The 17,315-nt window shown below is 45.1% G+C and carries 13 protein-coding genes; 8 read left to right on the plus strand and 5 right to left on the minus strand.

The features are described 5' to 3' along the window. Positions 1 to 115 precede the first annotated feature (115 nt). From HQM15_02130 to prmC, 3 genes are read right to left on the minus strand one after another with little or no spacing between them, the layout of a single operon-like run. On the minus strand, positions 116 to 409 hold the full coding sequence (locus HQM15_02130) for a BrnT family toxin (GenBank protein MBF0491562.1): 294 nt from the start codon (positions 407 to 409) through the stop codon (positions 116 to 118). Between the two features lies 1 nt (position 410). Further along, a complete protein-coding gene (gene murA / locus HQM15_02135) occupies positions 411 to 1,673 on the minus strand; it encodes a UDP-N-acetylglucosamine 1-carboxyvinyltransferase (protein MBF0491563.1) in 1,263 nt (420 codons plus the stop codon). Positions 1,674 to 1,688: 15 nt separating this feature from the next. Continuing rightward, positions 1,689 to 2,573 (minus strand): peptide chain release factor N(5)-glutamine methyltransferase, encoded by an 885-nt coding sequence (gene prmC / locus HQM15_02140; GenBank protein ID MBF0491564.1) that lies wholly within the window; start codon positions 2,571 to 2,573, stop codon positions 1,689 to 1,691. Between prmC and HQM15_02145 the strand changes: the two genes are divergently transcribed. Continuing rightward, positions 2,564 to 3,052, plus strand: coding sequence for a peptide chain release factor-like protein (locus HQM15_02145; GenBank protein MBF0491565.1), 489 nt, complete (start codon positions 2,564 to 2,566; stop codon positions 3,050 to 3,052). The two genes, prmC and HQM15_02145, sit on opposite strands and share 10 nt — an antisense overlap. 15 nt (positions 3,053 to 3,067) lie before the next feature. Here the strand turns inward: HQM15_02145 and prfA are convergent, their stop codons facing one another. Together prfA and rpmE are read right to left on the minus strand one after the other, a co-directional pair. Continuing rightward, positions 3,068 to 4,135 carry a peptide chain release factor 1 gene (gene prfA, locus HQM15_02150; protein ID MBF0491566.1) on the minus strand — a complete coding sequence of 356 codons (1,068 nt, stop codon included), beginning with the start codon at positions 4,133 to 4,135 and terminating at the stop codon, positions 3,068 to 3,070. 75 nt (positions 4,136 to 4,210) lie between these two features. Next, positions 4,211 to 4,438, minus strand: coding sequence for a 50S ribosomal protein L31 (gene rpmE, locus HQM15_02155; GenBank protein MBF0491567.1), 228 nt, complete (start codon positions 4,436 to 4,438; stop codon positions 4,211 to 4,213). 113 nt (positions 4,439 to 4,551) lie between these two features. On the opposite strand from rpmE, the gene HQM15_02160 reads away from it, so the two are divergent. The 7 genes from HQM15_02160 to HQM15_02190 all read left to right on the plus strand — a co-directional run bounded on the left by HQM15_02160 (position 4,552) and on the right by HQM15_02190 (position 17,298). Continuing rightward, entirely contained in the window at positions 4,552 to 4,839 is a 288-nt protein-coding gene (locus HQM15_02160) for a hypothetical protein (protein MBF0491568.1), read from the plus strand. Between the two features lie 16 nt (positions 4,840 to 4,855). Continuing rightward, complete coding sequence (locus HQM15_02165; GenBank protein ID MBF0491569.1) at positions 4,856 to 5,878, plus strand: aspartate-semialdehyde dehydrogenase; 1,023 nt, start codon at positions 4,856 to 4,858, stop codon at positions 5,876 to 5,878. Between the two features lie 10 nt (positions 5,879 to 5,888). Next, positions 5,889 to 6,149 carry a DUF2442 domain-containing protein gene (locus HQM15_02170; GenBank protein MBF0491570.1) on the plus strand — a complete coding sequence of 87 codons (261 nt, stop codon included), beginning with the start codon at positions 5,889 to 5,891 and terminating at the stop codon, positions 6,147 to 6,149. 77 nt (positions 6,150 to 6,226) lie between these two features. Further along, entirely contained in the window at positions 6,227 to 14,287 is an 8,061-nt protein-coding gene (locus HQM15_02175) for an AarF/ABC1/UbiB kinase family protein (protein ID MBF0491571.1), read from the plus strand. 40 nt (positions 14,288 to 14,327) lie between these two features. Next, entirely contained in the window at positions 14,328 to 14,990 is a 663-nt protein-coding gene (locus tag HQM15_02180) for a 4'-phosphopantetheinyl transferase superfamily protein (GenBank protein ID MBF0491572.1), read from the plus strand. Beyond that, positions 14,974 to 15,690: a M48 family metallopeptidase gene (locus HQM15_02185; protein ID MBF0491573.1), complete on the plus strand. Its 717-nt coding sequence runs from the start codon at positions 14,974 to 14,976 to the stop codon at positions 15,688 to 15,690. Before HQM15_02180 ends, HQM15_02185 begins: the two co-directional genes overlap by 17 nt. A gap of 171 nt (positions 15,691 to 15,861) precedes the next feature. Further along, positions 15,862 to 17,298, plus strand: a complete 1,437-nt coding sequence (locus HQM15_02190; GenBank protein MBF0491574.1) for a hypothetical protein — start codon at positions 15,862 to 15,864, stop codon at positions 17,296 to 17,298. The last annotated feature ends 17 nt before the right edge of the window (positions 17,299 to 17,315 follow it).

Genomic DNA, 17,315 nt, shown 5'->3' on the forward strand with positions numbered 1-17,315 from the left:
AAACTGCAATGTTTGAGAGTTAAGATTGACTTTCACCTCGAATCTTGGCGTGTCAAAATTAATTTTGTGAGGAGGGGGGAGAAAATCTTCAATAATTTTCGGATTGCCCATGTCTTCATTCGTGTATTTTATTTTTTTCCTCATAAATTTGTTTTCCCTTTCTCCAATAGCCCGCCCCGATTATCCTGATTTTATTTTTTCTATAAGTAAATCGCACTGTAAGAATCCCTTCTTTTACTTTGCCTAGGCAATAGTAACGTTTTTCATCGGTACTATGTGAAAAATCCTGTGTCAAAACTTTGTTCGGATCTTTAAATGCCAATTTTGCTATTTGAAAAGAAACCTGATGCTTGACCTGATTTGCAAAATCTTTCGATTGATCCCATTCAAATTCTGCTTCAAAGTTCATTTTAATACCTCAACTTCACCCGTTTAATCTTTGCACCCAATTTTCTAAACTTCTTTTCTATTTTTTCATAGCCGCGGTCAATGTGATAAACGCGCGATATTTCGGTGATGTCTTCCGCCGCAAGGCCCGCTAACACAAGGCAGGCCGAAGCCCTAAGGTCAGTGGCCATGATGGGTGCACCAGAGAGTTTGGAAAGCCCTTTTACAATTGCTCGATTTCCATCGGTCTTGATATCCGCTCCCATGCGAATGAGTTCCCCCACATGCATGTAGCGATTTTCAAAAATAGTTTCAGTGGTTGTCGAAACGCTATCAGCCAGGCACATGAGTGCCATGAATTGGGCTTGAAAATCGGTGGCAAAACCAGGGTAGGGGGCGGTGATGATATCCACGCTTTTTATTTTTTTGGGACCTGTCACTTTTACAATTCCCTTGGGCAGCTGCTCTATTTTTGTTCCGCTCTCTTCCAGTTTGTGAACCAAGGCCCTTACATGATCTAAAATCATTCCTTCGATGAGAATTTCCCCCTGAGTCATGGCCCCGGCAATCATGAAGGTACCGGCTTCAATACGATCGGGCATGACACTGTATTCTGCTCCCTGAAGTTCTTTGACGCCTTCAACGACAATTCGGGAAGTCCCCGCGCCCTCAATTTTTGCCCCCATCTTGACGAGCAATTGAACCAAATCAATTACCTCGGGTTCACTCGCTGCATTTTCCAAAACGGTGGTTCCCTCTGCTAGACAGGCTGCCATTAAAATATTTTCAGTTCCTGTCACAGTCACCATGTCAAAAACAATATTGGCCCCTTTAAGTTTGACGCACTCTGCCTCTACATACCCTCGCTCGATTTTTATTTTGGCTCCCATCGCCTCCAGGGCTTTTAAATGCTGATCAATAGGACGTGCTCCAATGGCACAACCGCCAGGCAGCGATACCTTTGCTTTTCCCAGACGTGCCAAAAGAGGGCCCAAAACTAGAACCGAAGCACGCATGGTTTTTACCAACTCATAGGGTGCAATGTGACTCTTGAATTTTAGAGTTTGAATTTTAACCCGGTTTCCCCAGGTGCTGATTTTTAATCCCAGACCTTCCAGCAGTTTGGAAAGCGTAACAATATCTCGAAGCTCGGGGACATTGTGCAGCAGCATGTTTCCAGTCGCCAAAATACCAGCCGCCATCAGAGGCAGGGCTGCATTTTTGGAACCTGAAATTCTGACTTTGCCTTTGAGTTTTTGTCCACCTTGGATAACGATTTTGTCCATATATAAATAACTTTTCTATGAGAGTGTAGAATGTAAAATTCGATCTTTATTATCCAAATCCTTTAAAATCTTAGCGCTAGAAAAGCCACAGTTTTGTGCAAGTTCAGTCAAATCTTTTCCCTGATTGTATCCTATTTCTAAAAATAAATGTCCCTCGGGTCTTAAATGTTTGAAGGCCCAAGGTAAAATCATTTTATAAAAGTCCAAGCCATCTATGCCCCCGTCCAATGCAGAATGAGGCTCAAAACGAAGTTCCGGTTCCAACTTTTCGATTTCACTACTAGCGATATAAGGAGGATTGGAAACGATGATATCAAATTCTGACTTCTGACTTCTGACTTCTGACTTCAAAAAATCCCCCTGGATAAATTCAATCTGGTTTTCTACCCCATGTTTTTGGGCATTTTGTTTGGCGATATTCAAGGCGGCTTCACTGATCTCTAAAGCGGTGATTTGAGTTTGAGGGAGATATTTGGCTAATGCGATGGCGATGCAAGCAGAGCCTGTGCCGATGTCGAGGATTTGAATAGGGTGAACTCCCCTCAATCCCCTCTTAACAAGAGGGGAGGCTAGGACTTGTTCTACCAAAAGTTCCGTTTCTGGACGAGGAATCAAAACATCTTTTGAGACGATAAATTCCATCGAATAAAATTCTTTTTTACCGAGGATATAAGCTAAAGGTTCTCGATCGGCACGGCGCTTGAGAAGAATTTTGAAATCAGCTAATTCTTTTTCACTTAAAGGCCTGTCAAATTGGGTGTAGAGCTGAATGCGTTTCAAGTTTAAACTATGAGCCAGTAAAAGCTCTGCTTCGAGGCGAGTGGAGGGAATGCCTTTTTGGCTAAGGTATTTCGAAGTCCATTCAATAAGTTTTAGAGGAGTCCAAATTAATGAAGACACTACCCGTTTCTCCCATCAAACAAAAAGAATTGGAAGAACGATTTCACAAATTGGGCCTGCGAGAAGAAGATATAAAAGAACATTTTGTGAGATCCTCTGGGGCAGGGGGACAAAATGTGAATAAGGTCTCTACCTGCGTGGTGTTGAAATATTATCCAAAGGCGATAGCCGTTGAGGGGGAGGCTTCAGCGGCTTTGCCGCTGGAGGGGGCGACGCGAGCCCCTGTAATAGAAGTCAAATGCCAGCAAACCCGCACTCAGGCACTCAATCGTTATTACGCACGTAAAATTTTGTGTGAAAAATTAGAACAAAAAATATTAGGTGAAAAATCAGCCATTCAGCAAAAGTTTGAGAAGATCAGGCGCCAGAAGAGAAAGCGCTCCAAACGTGCCAAAGAAAAAATGCTGGAGGCAAAGCATCATCAGTCTGTGAAAAAGAAAACCAGAAAAGTAGAAAAGGGGGATTGGGAGGGGTGTTGATGTTTTATTAGACGTCTATTCACTCTCTCCCTTTAAAGCCAGCGCCTGGTAATAAGCGCGTAGGGCTTGTATGAGTTCATCGATGTTTCCTTCCATCACCGTGTCGAGTTTGTGAAGTGTCAGTCCAATGCGATGATCGGTCACCCGGTTTTGGGGAAAATTGTAGGTTCTGATTTTTTCGCTGCGATCTCCGCTTCCAATTTGAGAACGTCTATTGTCCGAGATTTCCTTGTCCTGCTTTTCACGTTCGGCTTCCAGCATTCTGGATTTTAAAACCTTTAAGGCCTTTGCCTTATTTTTGTGTTGGGATTTTTCATCTTTGCAGACCACCACCAGCCCCGTGGGGATATGGGTGACCCGCACGGCTGAGTCCGTTGTATTAACGCTTTGCCCACCGGGGCCCGAAGCCCGCATGACATCAATGCGTAAATCTTTTTCTTGAATATCCACTTCAACATCCTCGGCCTCTGGCATGACGGCGACGGTGACGGTGGAGGTGTGGACACGTCCCTGGGCTTCCGTTTTGGGAACGCGTTGCACCCGGTGCACGCCGCTTTCGTATTTTAAATCACTGTAAACTTTTTCTCCGGAGATTTCTGCGATCACTTCCTTCAGGCCTCCCACACCGGTGTCGTTCATATCCATGATTTCCACTCGCCATTTTTTTCCCTCGGCGTAGCGACAATAAAGCCGAAAAAGTTCTGCAGCAAACAATCCGGCCTCGTCTCCACCAGCCCCGGCACGAATTTCCAGAAAAATATTTTTTTCGTCCAAAGGATCTTTGGGCAACAAATGGATCTTAAGTTCCGATTCCAGTTTTTGGAGTTCCGGTTCCCAATGCGCCAGTTCTTCTTTGGCCATGCTTTTTAGATCGTCATCGTTTTCCTGAAGCATAAGCTTGTTGTCTTCAATTTGTTTTTTGGCATTCTTGTAGGCCCGGAAGCAGGCGATCAGTTCCGACAAACTAGCTTGTTCTTTGGCAACGGCTTGGTACTCCTTGGGATTCTGAGTAATCGTGGGGTCTGAAAGACGAGTAGTGAGTTCTTCAAATTTTTTTTCAACGGCTTCGAGTTTATGGAACATAAAAAATGAGCCTAAAAATAAAAAAACCCATCCCGTTTAAAACGGGACGGGCTTTCAAAATTGATTCTTTGAGAACTAGTGCTTGGTTTTTGTCTTTGCGGCATTGGCCTTTTCGTATTTCTTTTTGAAGCGATCAATGCGCCCTTCGGTATCGAGTAATCTTTGCTTTCCGGTAAACAGCGGATGGCACTTTGAACAGATATCCACCGTAAGACTCTTTTGAGTAGAAGCGGTTTCCAGTATACTTCCGCAGGCGCAAACAATTTTTACGTCATAATATTGGGGGTGTAAATTTTCTTTCATAAAAATCTCCAAGTTTTAAGAAGGCGTTCCTTAGCGGATGCCTAAACTCTTGGCAAGAGTTAATTGAAAATACCCTTGTCGCGTCAAATGCTTAGTGCTAGGGGCCCGTCCATATGGCTAATGCCTGCTATTCCTGTGGAAACTTACTGCAGTTGAAAGAACAAAAAATCTCCAGGCAGGCTGTTTGCGAGCATTGCGATGTCGATTTGCATTGTTGCCTCAATTGCAATTTTTATGAGACTTCGGCCTATAACGAATGCCATGAAATGAGTGCCGAGCGGGTATTAGACAAGAAAAAAGCCAATTTTTGTGACTGGTTTGAATTGGGTTCTCAGAGAAATGAAAAAAAATTGAATGAAAAAGAAGAAGCTTTGGAGGCTTTGAAATCATTGTTTAAATAAATTGAGGGAGCGCTCTATGAAAAAAGAAAAATACAATGTCGCCGTCGTTGGTGCCACGGGTGCCGTGGGAAATGAAATGTTGGCCGTATTGGAAGAATTCAAATTTTCCATTGATAAAATCAAACTCCTTGCTTCCGAACGAAGTGCAGGCCAAACGTTAAAATTTCAAGGCAAAGACCTCAAAGTTGAAGTGCTGGATGAAAAATCTTTCGAGGGTATCGATATTGCTCTTTTTTCAGCCGGCGGGTCCATCTCCGAAAAGTTTGCCCCCATCGCCTGGAAATCCGGCGCAGTAGTGGTGGACAACACCTCGGCCTTCCGAATGAACCCCGAGGTTCCCTTGGTAGTCCCTGAAGTAAATCCCGAAGACATCGCCCAATATAAAACCAAAGGCATCATCGCCAATCCCAATTGTTCTACCATTCAAATGATGGTGGCCTTAAAACCCATTCAGGATGCCGTGGGAATCAAACGCGTCGTGGTTTCTACCTATCAAGCCACCAGTGGTGCCGGCAAAAGGGCCATGAATGAGCTCTCTCAGCAAACTCAAGATTTATTTAACAAAAAACCGATCACCAAACAAAAATTTGCTCATCAAATAGCCTTCAATTGCTTGCCTCACATCGATAGCTTTTTGGAAAATGGATACACCAAAGAAGAAATGAAGATGGTGAATGAAACCAAGAAAATATTGCACGATTCCAACATTGCAGTGACCGCCACCTGCGTACGGGTACCCGTGTTTGGTGGACATTCCGAATCGGTGAATGTTGAAACGAAAAAGAAAATTTCAGTCGCTCAAGTTCGAGAACTTTTACAAAAAACTCCAGGTCTCATTTTGGTGGATGAACCCAGCCAGAATAAATATCCCCTGGCCATCGATTGCGTCGGTAAAAACGAGGTGTTTGTGGGCCGTATTCGGGAAGATGAATCTATCTCCAATGGAATCAATCTTTGGATCGTGGCCGACAATATCCGCAAAGGCGCGGCCACCAACGCCGTGCAGATTGCCCAGATTTTGATTGAGAAGTATTTGTAAAAGGATACTTATGAATCCTAGAATCAAAGAAGCTACTCCAATGGAGGGTTATAAATTAAAGCTCATTTTTACAAATAATGAAAAAGGGGTTTACGATTGTTCGTTTTTGCTTAATTTTGGAGTCTTTAAAGAATTAAAAGAAGAAGCGTATTTTAAACAGGTAAAAGTTGTAGATGGCACAGTGGCGTGGCCTCATGAACAGGATATTTGCCCGGACACTTTATATTTAGATTCGAAAAGAGGAATCACTCAGGGAGGGAGTTACAACTGATTTAAGTCAAAATTTAAGTCAAAATATTTAATTCAAAATACCTAGCAACTCCTTCTGGCTTCTTCCGATAATGAGCCATGGACTTGCATGGCCGCGCGCCTCATCATTCTGGCCCCGACCTTCGTTTGAATACGAATTCAAGCTCGACTTCCGTTGCAACTCAGCAAGCCTCGACCCCTCAGCAAAGGCGCAACGATTTACATCTTTCAACTCTTTTAAGCACCTTGAGTCCTTTTTATGCCCTGGAGAGCGCTCGTCCTGCGGGAGCAAGACTGAGTATGAATGAAGCGGAGCTTCGACAGCATTTGGGAAATTTGTCTAGGGAAGCTATTAGTTTAGTCGCAGATGGTTCAGCTCAAAATTTGGCAGAGGCCCTGCAAAAGCTCTCCCAAACCTCGTTTGCAAATGATCCTGTTTTGAAAGATTTTTTAAAGAGCCGGGAAGGGTGCCTGGTGCTTGAGTTTATTGCTTCGACACATTCCCTTCAAAATGTTTCGGACCCCCAAGCCACAGCAGCGGCTTTGAGGCTTGCGCGGGAACTCACTCAAAGTGTTCGTCTCCATCAATTTTACGATTGTGTAGGCTTTGGGCTGACGGCCTTGCTGACGGGATCTTCTTCGGCCTTGGCTCAAAGTTCCCAGGCGGCCGCTCAATTAGGTGCCGCTTTAATCGATCAAACTCAACATTTTTTGAGGCAGCTTCCCCAATATCTAAATCCCTTAAACGTATTTGAATCGTCTGTGGAAGATTCGCATAATGCAATGGCGGAGGGTATTGCAGAGGCCTTGGTAGAGAGGGGTGGAGAAGCCGCCCGGCAAGGCCGGATTTTTTTAAGAGAAGAACTTCCCGATCGTATTGGAGAAAGAGATTTTGAAGCCTCACTTCGACGGGCTTCCATTTTGGGAGCCAGAAACGCCCAGGAGTTTTGGAGCTTTCCTCTCAATGTGGGTTCTTCTTTGTTTTCGACCTGGGTGATTTCAAAGTTGTCGCGGGGTTCTTTTAGTCCCTCTGCTTTACTGCTTGCGGCAGTGGCTGGAGGGGCACAAGGCGGATTTCAATGTGCCTACAATTTTTTTCTTCAGTTGCATTCCATGGATTCTACCCAACTACGTCAGGAATGGCCTGAGCTGCTGGGACAGTTTGGCATCGGTTTGAGCGTCGGAATCGCCTCGGGCCTAGGAGGCTATCTCGTGGAGCAAGGCTTGGAAGGCCTGGCCGCACGTCAAATTTTAAGTTCGCATAGCCTCGTCCATCGCGGGGCGGCTTTTATTTTTGGAGATGTAGGCATCGAAGTGGTTTCACAAAATATCCTCGAAAATATTTTTACCCGTGCCGGAATTATTCGCGCAAACCCCCATGCTCAGACCTCAGAAACCTGGAACTGGATTAGCAATGCAACTGATGAAATTGGAGGAGACACACAAAATCATCTGGCGCATCCGCTGACGATGAGACTGAATCGGCAACAGCAAGATTTGAGGGAGATTGCACGAGATGACAACGCCGTTCACCAGTCTACCAGTTTACCAGTCTACGAGATTACAAATCCTGCCAACGACAATGCCATTTTTGATTCAGAAGCAGAAACTCAAGCCCTTCCTATCGCTGTGGGGGATGGTTTCACTCAATCTCCAAATTTATATCTTGTGACACCCGAAACACCCTCTCGACAAGGAGAAGATGCTCCAGTATTTGCCATCGCTTCTGCAAGCCCTGCTGGTACAACATCTGCCGTAGCAAAACTCGGCGCAGTGACTGAAGGCACTGTCCTTCCAGACGAAGTCACCAGGCTCTATTCCCATCAAGCAGATGAGGGCCCTTTCTTAAATCCCTCTTCGGAAGAAAAGCCTGTCTCAGTAGAAGCCTTGAAAGAACAATTAAGACAAGCAGAGGAGTATTCGGTTCCAGAGGCCTGGGGGGTAGATGAGAATGCCCTTTTGGAGATTGTAAGAGAAATTAAAGGAGAGGATAAAAAAGAGCCTTTTGATGTTTCTTTTAAGGAGGAAATCTGTGGCATTTTATTTGAGACAGAAATTTTTGAAGAGGGACACGAGTTCGAAAAGGACAAAACTGCTGAGGCCTATAGAATATTAAGGGATGGTTTTTATAGTTTTTATATTGAGGAATACAATCGAGCACGGCAGGGAGTGATTCAATTTCAAATCCGTCATGCCCAAGGGGCTGCCTTTGATAGGAGCAGACTTGCGGCAAAAGATGAATCTGCATTGAAAAATTTGGAGGCCACGGCCAGCTCAAAGTATGCTACTGCCCAGAGAGATCTTGAAGCCAAAATTCCCTTGGCCTTAAAACTGCTGGATCACCTCCTGGGCCCCGAACCCGAAGGCCTGGGGATTTTGCGAAAAGGGGCCCTGGATAAGATGGCGCCTTTCATCTCTATTCTTGCCGACTTGGACGAAGGCCCACAAAATTCTTATGCGACCCCTTCGTTACAAGAAATGTGTGAGGCAAATAAAGAAGCCCCGGGGAGGGTCTTTATTTCACCCGGGGCCCCTTTCAGCACCTTGGCCCACGAGCTTTTCCATGCCCTGCCTTTTGAGGCCTTCGAAGAAGGATTCGCCAAGCAATATGAGACCCTTCGCAGAAAAATGGACATTCGAAATCCTTTGAATCTTTCGGGACAAGATCCGATCAAACTTGCCCTCGCACGCCAGAAAAATATCATGGACTGTTTCTTTTTTGAAGAAGCCTGGGGTCACGCGGGGCAGGTCCTCTGCGAGCTGGCCCTGAAAAAGTTTTTGGGCGGAATGAAATTCAGGGCCCGCGAAAAAATGTGGCCCAAAGGGGAAAGACCAGGACTGGTGAAGCTTTATGAAGACGCCGGGGTGGAAGGTATCTACCAAGAGCTTAAAAAATACTCCCAGGAATATCGCTGTCTGGAAATTAGCCAGAGTTGGAAAATGGCTGCTGCCATGGCCGTGCCCGATTTTAGAAATGGATATTTACGCAACCTGGCCATCGCCTCCAGCCTGGGACAATTGGGCTTTGAGGTGGACCATCATTTTAAGCAGCTCAAGATGAAAGGTGGCCTGGATCTGCAAAAACTGGCTGCACAAGATCCTGCGGCCGTTATAGCTTTGCTCGGCCGCGCGCGGCAACATTTATCTGTTGCGTTTGGGGGTGGCAGGCAAACTTCTGCAGAGGCCTTTTGGCAGGGAACAGATCTGGTTTTCGAAAGCCTCTGCCCTCCGCAAAATTCGGGAAGCCCCAATCGCATTGCAAAAGATTCCGAAACAAGTCTAAAAGCCCAAGCTATTTTGGGTCACTTTTATGCCCTGGTCGAAAGGGCAGATCCAAAAGATGTCGGTTACTTTTACAGCCTGCTCGCCCTGGGAGAGCAGTTGCCCCTGGAAGCCGCTCAAGAGGCCTTTTTGCGGGCCAATGATTTCGTTCAAAACCTGGCGCAGGGGGAACAATACGAAGCCGCCATGAAGCTCTCGTATCAATTGGGGCTGTCTTTGTATGAACGGGGATTTGAGGAAGAGGCAAAGCCCTCCCTTGAGCGAAGCTTGGCCTATGTGTTGGATACCGATTTTTTTATAACTGATGACTTGGATATAACTTTAGAATACTCTCCTCACTTACAGCTGCGGCTTCTGGCGATTTTACTTCGAAGTGCGGTATCCAAAAAATCATTTTTCTTTATTCTTAAAAGGGTTTTGGATTTCACCAAAGAACATTTAGCATTTTCCAATGCCGACGACACTCTACTCGTCGTTTTTAACCTCATGGCAGAACTACGCCAATCACGGCCAAGTTTTGCCCTAGAGATTGAAGAAAAATTTAAGGCCTATTGGGAAGATATTGAATATCGCTGTAGAGGAAGATATTGGGGTGATTTTGAAAATAAACAAATTTATTTCTCCTTACCTGTAGGAAGATCTGAAGCTGAAAATTTTTATAGTGGTGAATGTGTTGATCCTGCTGATCCTGTTTTTCTTTTTCAACAAACCCGCAATCCCAGCGCCCTGGAAATAGAGGCCTATCAAAAAGCAAATGTATCCGACGTAGAAGAAGAGGAAAAAAATAAAGGCGAAACGAAACGCTATCATTTTGTGTCGGGTTTTGCCTCTTACTTAAGGCTGCTCTCCCAAGGGAGCTCTAAATTCACAGACCCAAAATCGAGTGAGCACAGCCTTCAGTCTCAATCAACCCGTGGATGGGATAAGGATAATTACAGCTACTTGTCTGGCCTGCTTCATTGCCCTGCGTTGAGGGAGGCCTCGCTCGCTTTTTTAGAGAGGTTAGAAAAGGCGAAATTGAGAGATTACGAGAGGATCTGCTTGGCACATCCCATTTGGTCCTCTTTATTTTCTTTTTCTGATTTCAGCTTACTCGCTCAGGCGATAATGGCCATGGAGAAAGAGTTTGCAGGCAAAGAGGCCAAGCGGCACTACTTCTTTCATCCCCATTATGCAATGGCCCATAGCTATCTCACTCTTGCCCAACAATGGCCGGAGCGTGCGCCTGAATTTTTAAAGAGGGCCGAAGCCCATTTGAAACACGAAGGTCTTGTCAAATTTGCTGAACTTCCTGAAGTCGAGCTGTGTCTGAAATTGAGAGATCAATTGATTCGGGCTTATTTGGAACAAGGTGATTTAAAATCGGCTGAGAGGCTTTTCAAAAAGCAGCAGGAACTTCGCAGCGAATACGAGGCACAAGTTCGCAAGATGCTCAGACAAGGCTCGGAGTTCTGGCAAAGCTTGGATGAGCAACATCCCCTGCGACAATGGCTGGCAGGTGCTGCAGTAGAGGGATTTGTGGAGGATGCCCCCTATCGGGCACTCCAGCGCCGTCTCTTTCAATTTTGTGAACAGGGGGAAGTGCCCGTGTGGGGCAGGAGTCTGGATGCGCAATTTGCCTTTGAGTTTGAAACAAATTTCAGACGCAGCCAGGCCATCGCCGGCAGCGCTCAAAAAACGGATGCGGCCAAACGAAAAAAGTTTTTTGATCAAATGCAGGCCTGTTTAAATGCGGTGGCGGATGATTTGGATCATCGCAAGAATCAGATCTCCCCCCAGAGTTTGTTGAGGGCCTTGCAGCTCGTCATCCCCGTGAAAACGGGGAATCATTTTCACACGCAGGACTTATTACAAATCCGCTCTCGCGTCATCCAACTCCTCATACGCTACTTTGCCTTACAGCGCGGAAAACAAGAGGCCTTCAAGGCCAGGCAGGGAAAAGAGAGAGCGGAACAGGCCATCCAACCTGTTTCGGATTATCTGCTCGGATCCACAAATCTTTCAGAAGAAGATCCTTTGGGGTTAAATGTTGCCCGAGCCCGTGATGCGGCCTTTGAAACTTATGCAAGAGGATCCAGCCTCGCTCAGGAATTAGCGACGGACGAACAACAATATCAGCAACTCAAACAATTTTTTGATTTAATAGAAGACCAAGACACTGCCCTTTCTGCACAAGAAAAAGAAGATACCTATCTGGAATTTTTAGAACGCATGCTGCCCCGCCAGGCCCAGGGCTGGACTCAATTGTGGGATCTCAGCCCCAAAAGTTTTCATTTTCTTTTGAACCGTTTCGAGGAGTGGAATTATCCCCGAGTAGAAGCCTATCTCATTGAAAAACTCGACTCTGCGACCACAGGACTTGTTTTGGATGCTAAGAAACCTGCGGCCAACACGAGTTTGCTGATGGCCTTGTCCGCCCTCTCTCAGGTGATTGCGAAAAAGCGGCCAGAGCTATTGCATCCAGATCACTTGCCAGCTTGCGCCCGCTTAAGCGCAAGCTATGTGCATCACCAGCATTTGCTACAAATTTTTGGGCCTCAAGCGCAACGGGGATTGAAGCATCTGGGACAAAATAATCTGGGAGGTTTTGCTTATCGCTTGGGTGAAATTTACGCGAAAGATTATCCGGCGAGTGCTTATGGGGAATATATTTCCTGTCTCTCGTCGTCATTCCAGAGTAATCGGGAATCCATTGTAACTGCGAGTGAAAATGGCCCCCCGATTTCTCGGGGGAGACGAAGCCTGGCAATAGGAGAAGTTCAAGAATTCATCCAAATCCATCAAGCCCTGCTTCGAAACGCGGTGCAAAATCTCAATCAGGCCGAAGCGCGAGCGTTCTTAGACCAAACACTCTCCTTGCTCCGCCAGGCCTTAGCCGCAAAAGATCCAAATGCCTTTACCCAGCAATGGCTGCAAACTTTAGTTCAGGCCGAAGAGGCATCCATTGCAGAAGCCTTCACGCCTCTTTATCAGGAAATTTTGAAATGGAATATTCCGGACGCCCTGGAACAAAAGGCCGTGGCCGGGCTCTATTTTGCGGGGCGTTTGAGCAACTATGTGTATCAATTTTATCTGAAGAATTTGTGCCAGAAAGAACAGTCTGCCCGCGAAGCCTTCATGAGTTTAATTTCTCGGTTAAGCGAATTTGCTGCCGGGGAAAAACCGGATGATTTTTTTATTTATTTTCTCTTTCAAAATCCACAGGAAACAGAAAACTTTTTCCATTCTTACCAGGCGGCACTCTCTCACTTGAAAGATCCAAAAACTAAAAAATGGAATGGAGACTGTAGCGATGTTTTGGACCTAGCGATTTTTTCATTTTTAATCTTTCCCAAACTCTGTAAGAAAAAATTGAAACCTGAACAAATTCTTGCGCAAATGGCGCTACGCCTTACTCAGGCGAGAGGTGCGGTAGATATCAGCGATGGAATCTGGGTTTTGTATTTTGATGTGGAAGCCCGCGCAGGGACTAAACTTCATCAGGATTTTGAAGCCGCAGGAAGTGTTTTTATTCAACAGGCCCAAGAAGCTCGGGAACAGATTTCTCAAACGACGTTGCAGTTGCCTCAAAATTTTTTGAAACTCCCGGGTCTTATTCAATTTAGTCTGTTGACGTATTTGAAACAGCTGCCTCTTGGGCAGCAGGAAGATCTGGTAACGAGTTTGAATGAGGAAGGGTTAAGCCCCGAGCAATCCCTGGTTTCCTTTTTGGAAAGGACCGGAAACGAGAAACTCGCCCAGTTCCTGAGTTTGCTGGATGGCGTTTTGCCCGAGAGCTATCTCTTGGCCTTAAAGAAATTTAGAGGTCAAAATAAAGCCCCGCGAAAAGAAGAAGTGCAACAGCTTTTTCTTCAAACTTATGGGGCCTTGCCTGAACAAATATTTGAAGAGTTCGATTATGACATGAGGCGGGCGGGTTCCATTGGTAAAATCTACAAGGCAAAATTAAAGGGAGGAACCAAGGTCTCTTATTTGAATCCCCAGGGAAAAATGGAAGAACTTACTTTAAGCGAAGCACGCTTCGTGGCGGTAAAACTCATTCCCAACGCCACTTTGACGGGAGCCAATGAGAATCTGAAGGCCTTAAGGGCCATGGCAGAAGAATTGGATGAAAATAAAGAGCGCTTTGGCCTACCCTTTAGCCCTAGGCAATTGTTTGCCGATTTTGAAGCGACTTATCGGGTTGAACTGGATTTTAGAAATGAACTTCAAAATGCTGAAATTTTTGCCAAACAATTGCCAGAAAATATGCAAATGCCTGGCTACTATAAAAATCTCAGCCGTGCTCAAATTCTCATTCTCGATTGGGTGCAGGCAGCACCTTTCGATGAATGTCCAAGCGATAAAATCCGCATCCAACATTTTGACGCCGTCGCCCACATGCTGGCCCAGCATACCTTTGGCGAAGAAGAGCTTTATTTTGAAGATCCTCAACCTCATAATGTTTTGATCGATGAAAACGGGGCTTTGGTTCTACTCGATTTTGGACGCCTGGGCCATTTGAGTCAGGCCTCAAAAAAGAATTTGGTGCAACTCATCGTGCACATTTTGTCAGGGGACGTGCAAGAAGTTCAAAATATTTTGATGGCAATGACAGAAGCCGGTGCCAATAGTAGCGCTGCCCTACTGAAGGCAAAATTAGATGCAATATTTAAGCGTTCTACTGAGTTGAATGAGATTTTTGAAACTTTGGATGCCTGCTTTAAGGCAGCCTTCGAATCGCACTTTTACGTCCGATCGGAATTCACTTTTTTGCTAAAGGCCTATATCACCTTGAAGGCCATTGCCCGTAAAGACCCGGCGATAAGACGATTTGATGTGCAAAAATATCTGCAACAAGCTTTTCTGGAGGCTTGTCAGCGGTTTCCTTCCGAATAACTTTTGTGGACAATGCTCCGTAAAAGTTATTGGCTCAATTATGGATTTTATTTTAGACGAAAATCAGATTCATCTATGGTGTGTTTCCTTAGAAGTTCAGGAATCTGAACTCGAAAGATTGAAAAAGTATCTCAACAAAAAAGAAAAATTTCGAAGCGAAAAGTTTTATTCTCGTGAAGATCAAAGACGTTTTGTCGTCTCCCATGCGGCCTTGCAATGTCTTTTAAAAAATTATCTGGACTCTGAATATCCCTTCGTTTTTACAGAAAACGAGTATGGAAAGCCCTTTCTTGCAAAAAATTCTCTGCAATTTAATCTTTCTCATTCTCACGAATTGGCTTTGATTGCTTTTGCAAAAAATACTTCTCTGGGTATTGATGTAGAAAGGATAAAAGAGAATCCCAATATTCCCAATATTGCTCGGCGTTTTTTTTCTGTTTGTGAAGCAGAGCAGCTGTTGTCTTTGCCGTCTGCAAAACAGACAGATTTTTTTTATCGTTGTTGGACTCAAAAAGAAGCCCTGATCAAAGCCTTGGGGTTGGGCTTTTCCGAGTCTTTAGAGGGATTAAATCAAAATACGGAGTGGTATATTCAGGAGCTTTCAGTTCATTCTCATTACAAAGCAGCCCTGGCGGTTAAGGGAAGGGATTGGAAGTGGGAGTTGAGACAGTGGGACAGGTTTAGTCATGTTAAGACTTTTTGAAATGGGCCCTCATAGAATTGAATATCGTATTCAGCGGACCTCCAGAACCGGTTCAGTGGGGATTCAAGTGCTGCCTAATTCTTCTGTTTTACTCCGTATCCCCAAACGCTTTTCCGAAAAAAAGTTAGATGAAATTGTTGAAAAACGCGCAGCATGGATTTTGGCAAAACAAAATCATTTCAAAGAAAATTTCAAGGTCTATTCTTTGACTCAGGGCGCTAAGCTTCCTTATCGGGGGCAAAGCATCTGTTTGCAGATTCAACAAGCCAGTATTGCTCAAAGAAGTGTCTCTTTTAACGGAACGGAACTGATTGTCTTGTTGCGAGAAGGAGATGGCATTGAGCCGCATTTAAGAGCTCAACTTTTAAAGTGGTACTACGCGCAGGCTCGAGAAAAAATCATTGAGAGTATTGATCGTTTTCAAATGGACTTAGGAGTTTCAGTAAAAAAAATCAGTGTTCGAAATCAAAGGCAGCGTTGGGGAAGTTGCAACCACAAACAACATCTGAGTTTTAACTGGCGCCTCATCTTGGTTCCGCCTCAGCTTTTGGATTACGTGGTTCTCCACGAGATGTGTCATGTGCTTCATCCCAATCATTCCCGTTTTTTTTGGGAAACAGTTGAAAGTGTGATGCCCAATTATGCAGAAAATCGGCGCGGCTTGAGACAAAAATCTGCGGAGTATTTTTCGTTTTTATAGAGCCAGAGATTTTAAGAAAGCCAGAGCGGCCCATTTCCCATAGTGCTCTTTGATTCTAATGGCATTACCCCTCGTTAACCTTGTCAAAACTTCAAAATTAAACTCAAGTTTTTCATTATTGCTCCGTACTGCAGCTTTGAGGGGGGGATTTCATCAAGCTTAGGAGAGGGTATGATTTTATTATCCAAAATGAAAATGCGTTATGTGGTTGCGGTTGGATTTGCAGCAGTCGTTTTTATGATGACGCTTTCCTCCCTGTTCAACCTCTATCAAATACATGCCATAAAAGAGGACATCGAGGGAATAACTGTTACCGGGGAAAAAATAACGGCAGGAACAACACTGCGTTTTTCAACCGTTATGTTCTGGCAATATTTAACAGACGCCTCTCTCAGCAGAAATGTCGATGTCATCAACAAAAATGGGAAGGAATATTTCAACAAGGCCAATGAGTCTGTAGATAAATTGATTAGCCTTTTTACAGCAGAGGACAATTTTGAAAAAGTAAGCATCCTGGCGCAAATAAAAAGGGATATGGCCGCAATGTGGTCTACGGGAACGAAAATGTATGAGGCTTATGGAAGAGATCAGGCCGAAGGGGATTTTTTTATGAAAGATTTCGATCAAGCTACCGGCAAGGGCATTGGAGAAGTGGATAGTTTTGTGAATGCGTTGATGCTCAACCGCGATGCAATGTTGGCAGATCTGCATGGGCAGGGGCAGAATCTTTTTTATAGTGCTATATTTTCTTTCTTGGCAGTGATTGTATCGAGTTTGGGTCCCCTGTCGTTTGTTTATGGTCGGATTGTGAAGGTGGTCTCAAAAATGGAAATGGCCACAGCGGGGCTTGTGAATTCTTCTGATTTACTCAATGCTGTCAGCTGTCAGCTCGGTTCCAGTTCCGAGCAGACAGCGTCCCAGGCCAATGTGGTGTCTGCTGCGGCGGAGCAGGTGAGCAAGAATGTGCAAACGGTGTTTACCAATGTGGAGCAAATGAATTTGAGTATTAGAGAGATTTCTAAAAATACCTCCGAGATCTCGCAAGTGGCGCAAGGGGCTGTGGGGATAGCGCAATCGACGAATCGCTCCATTGTCAAACTAGGCGAGAGCAGTGCAGAAATTGGAAATGTCATTAAGGTGATCAGCTCCATAGCCGAACAGACCAACCTGCTGGCCCTGAATGCCACGATTGAAGCGGCCCGGGCAGGTGAGGCCGGAAAGGGTTTTGCGGTGGTGGCTAACGAAGTGAAGGAACTGGCCAAACAGACGGGGAAGGCTACAGAAGATATCTCCCGCCGCATTGAAATCATCCAGGGAGATAGCGTCGAGGCGATAAAATCGGTGGAACGGATCAATCACGTCATCCGCCAGATCAACGACATGCAAAGTACTGTAGCCTCTGCCATTGAAGAGCAAAATGCCAGCTGCAGCGAGATTGCCCGGAGTATTGGAGAGACCTCCAAGGGGAGTCACGAGATTGCACAAAATATTACCGGAGTGGCCCAAGTGGCTCAGTCGGTTACCACGAGTGCCTTGGAAACCCAAGCCTCCTCTAGCGATCTGTCCCGAATAGCACTGGAATTAAAAGAGACCGTGGAAATTTTGTAAACGCTCATCTCAATCTA

Source organism: Deltaproteobacteria bacterium (assembly GCA_015233135.1).
Taxonomy (GTDB): domain Bacteria; phylum UBA10199; class UBA10199; order JADFYH01; family JADFYH01; genus JADFYH01.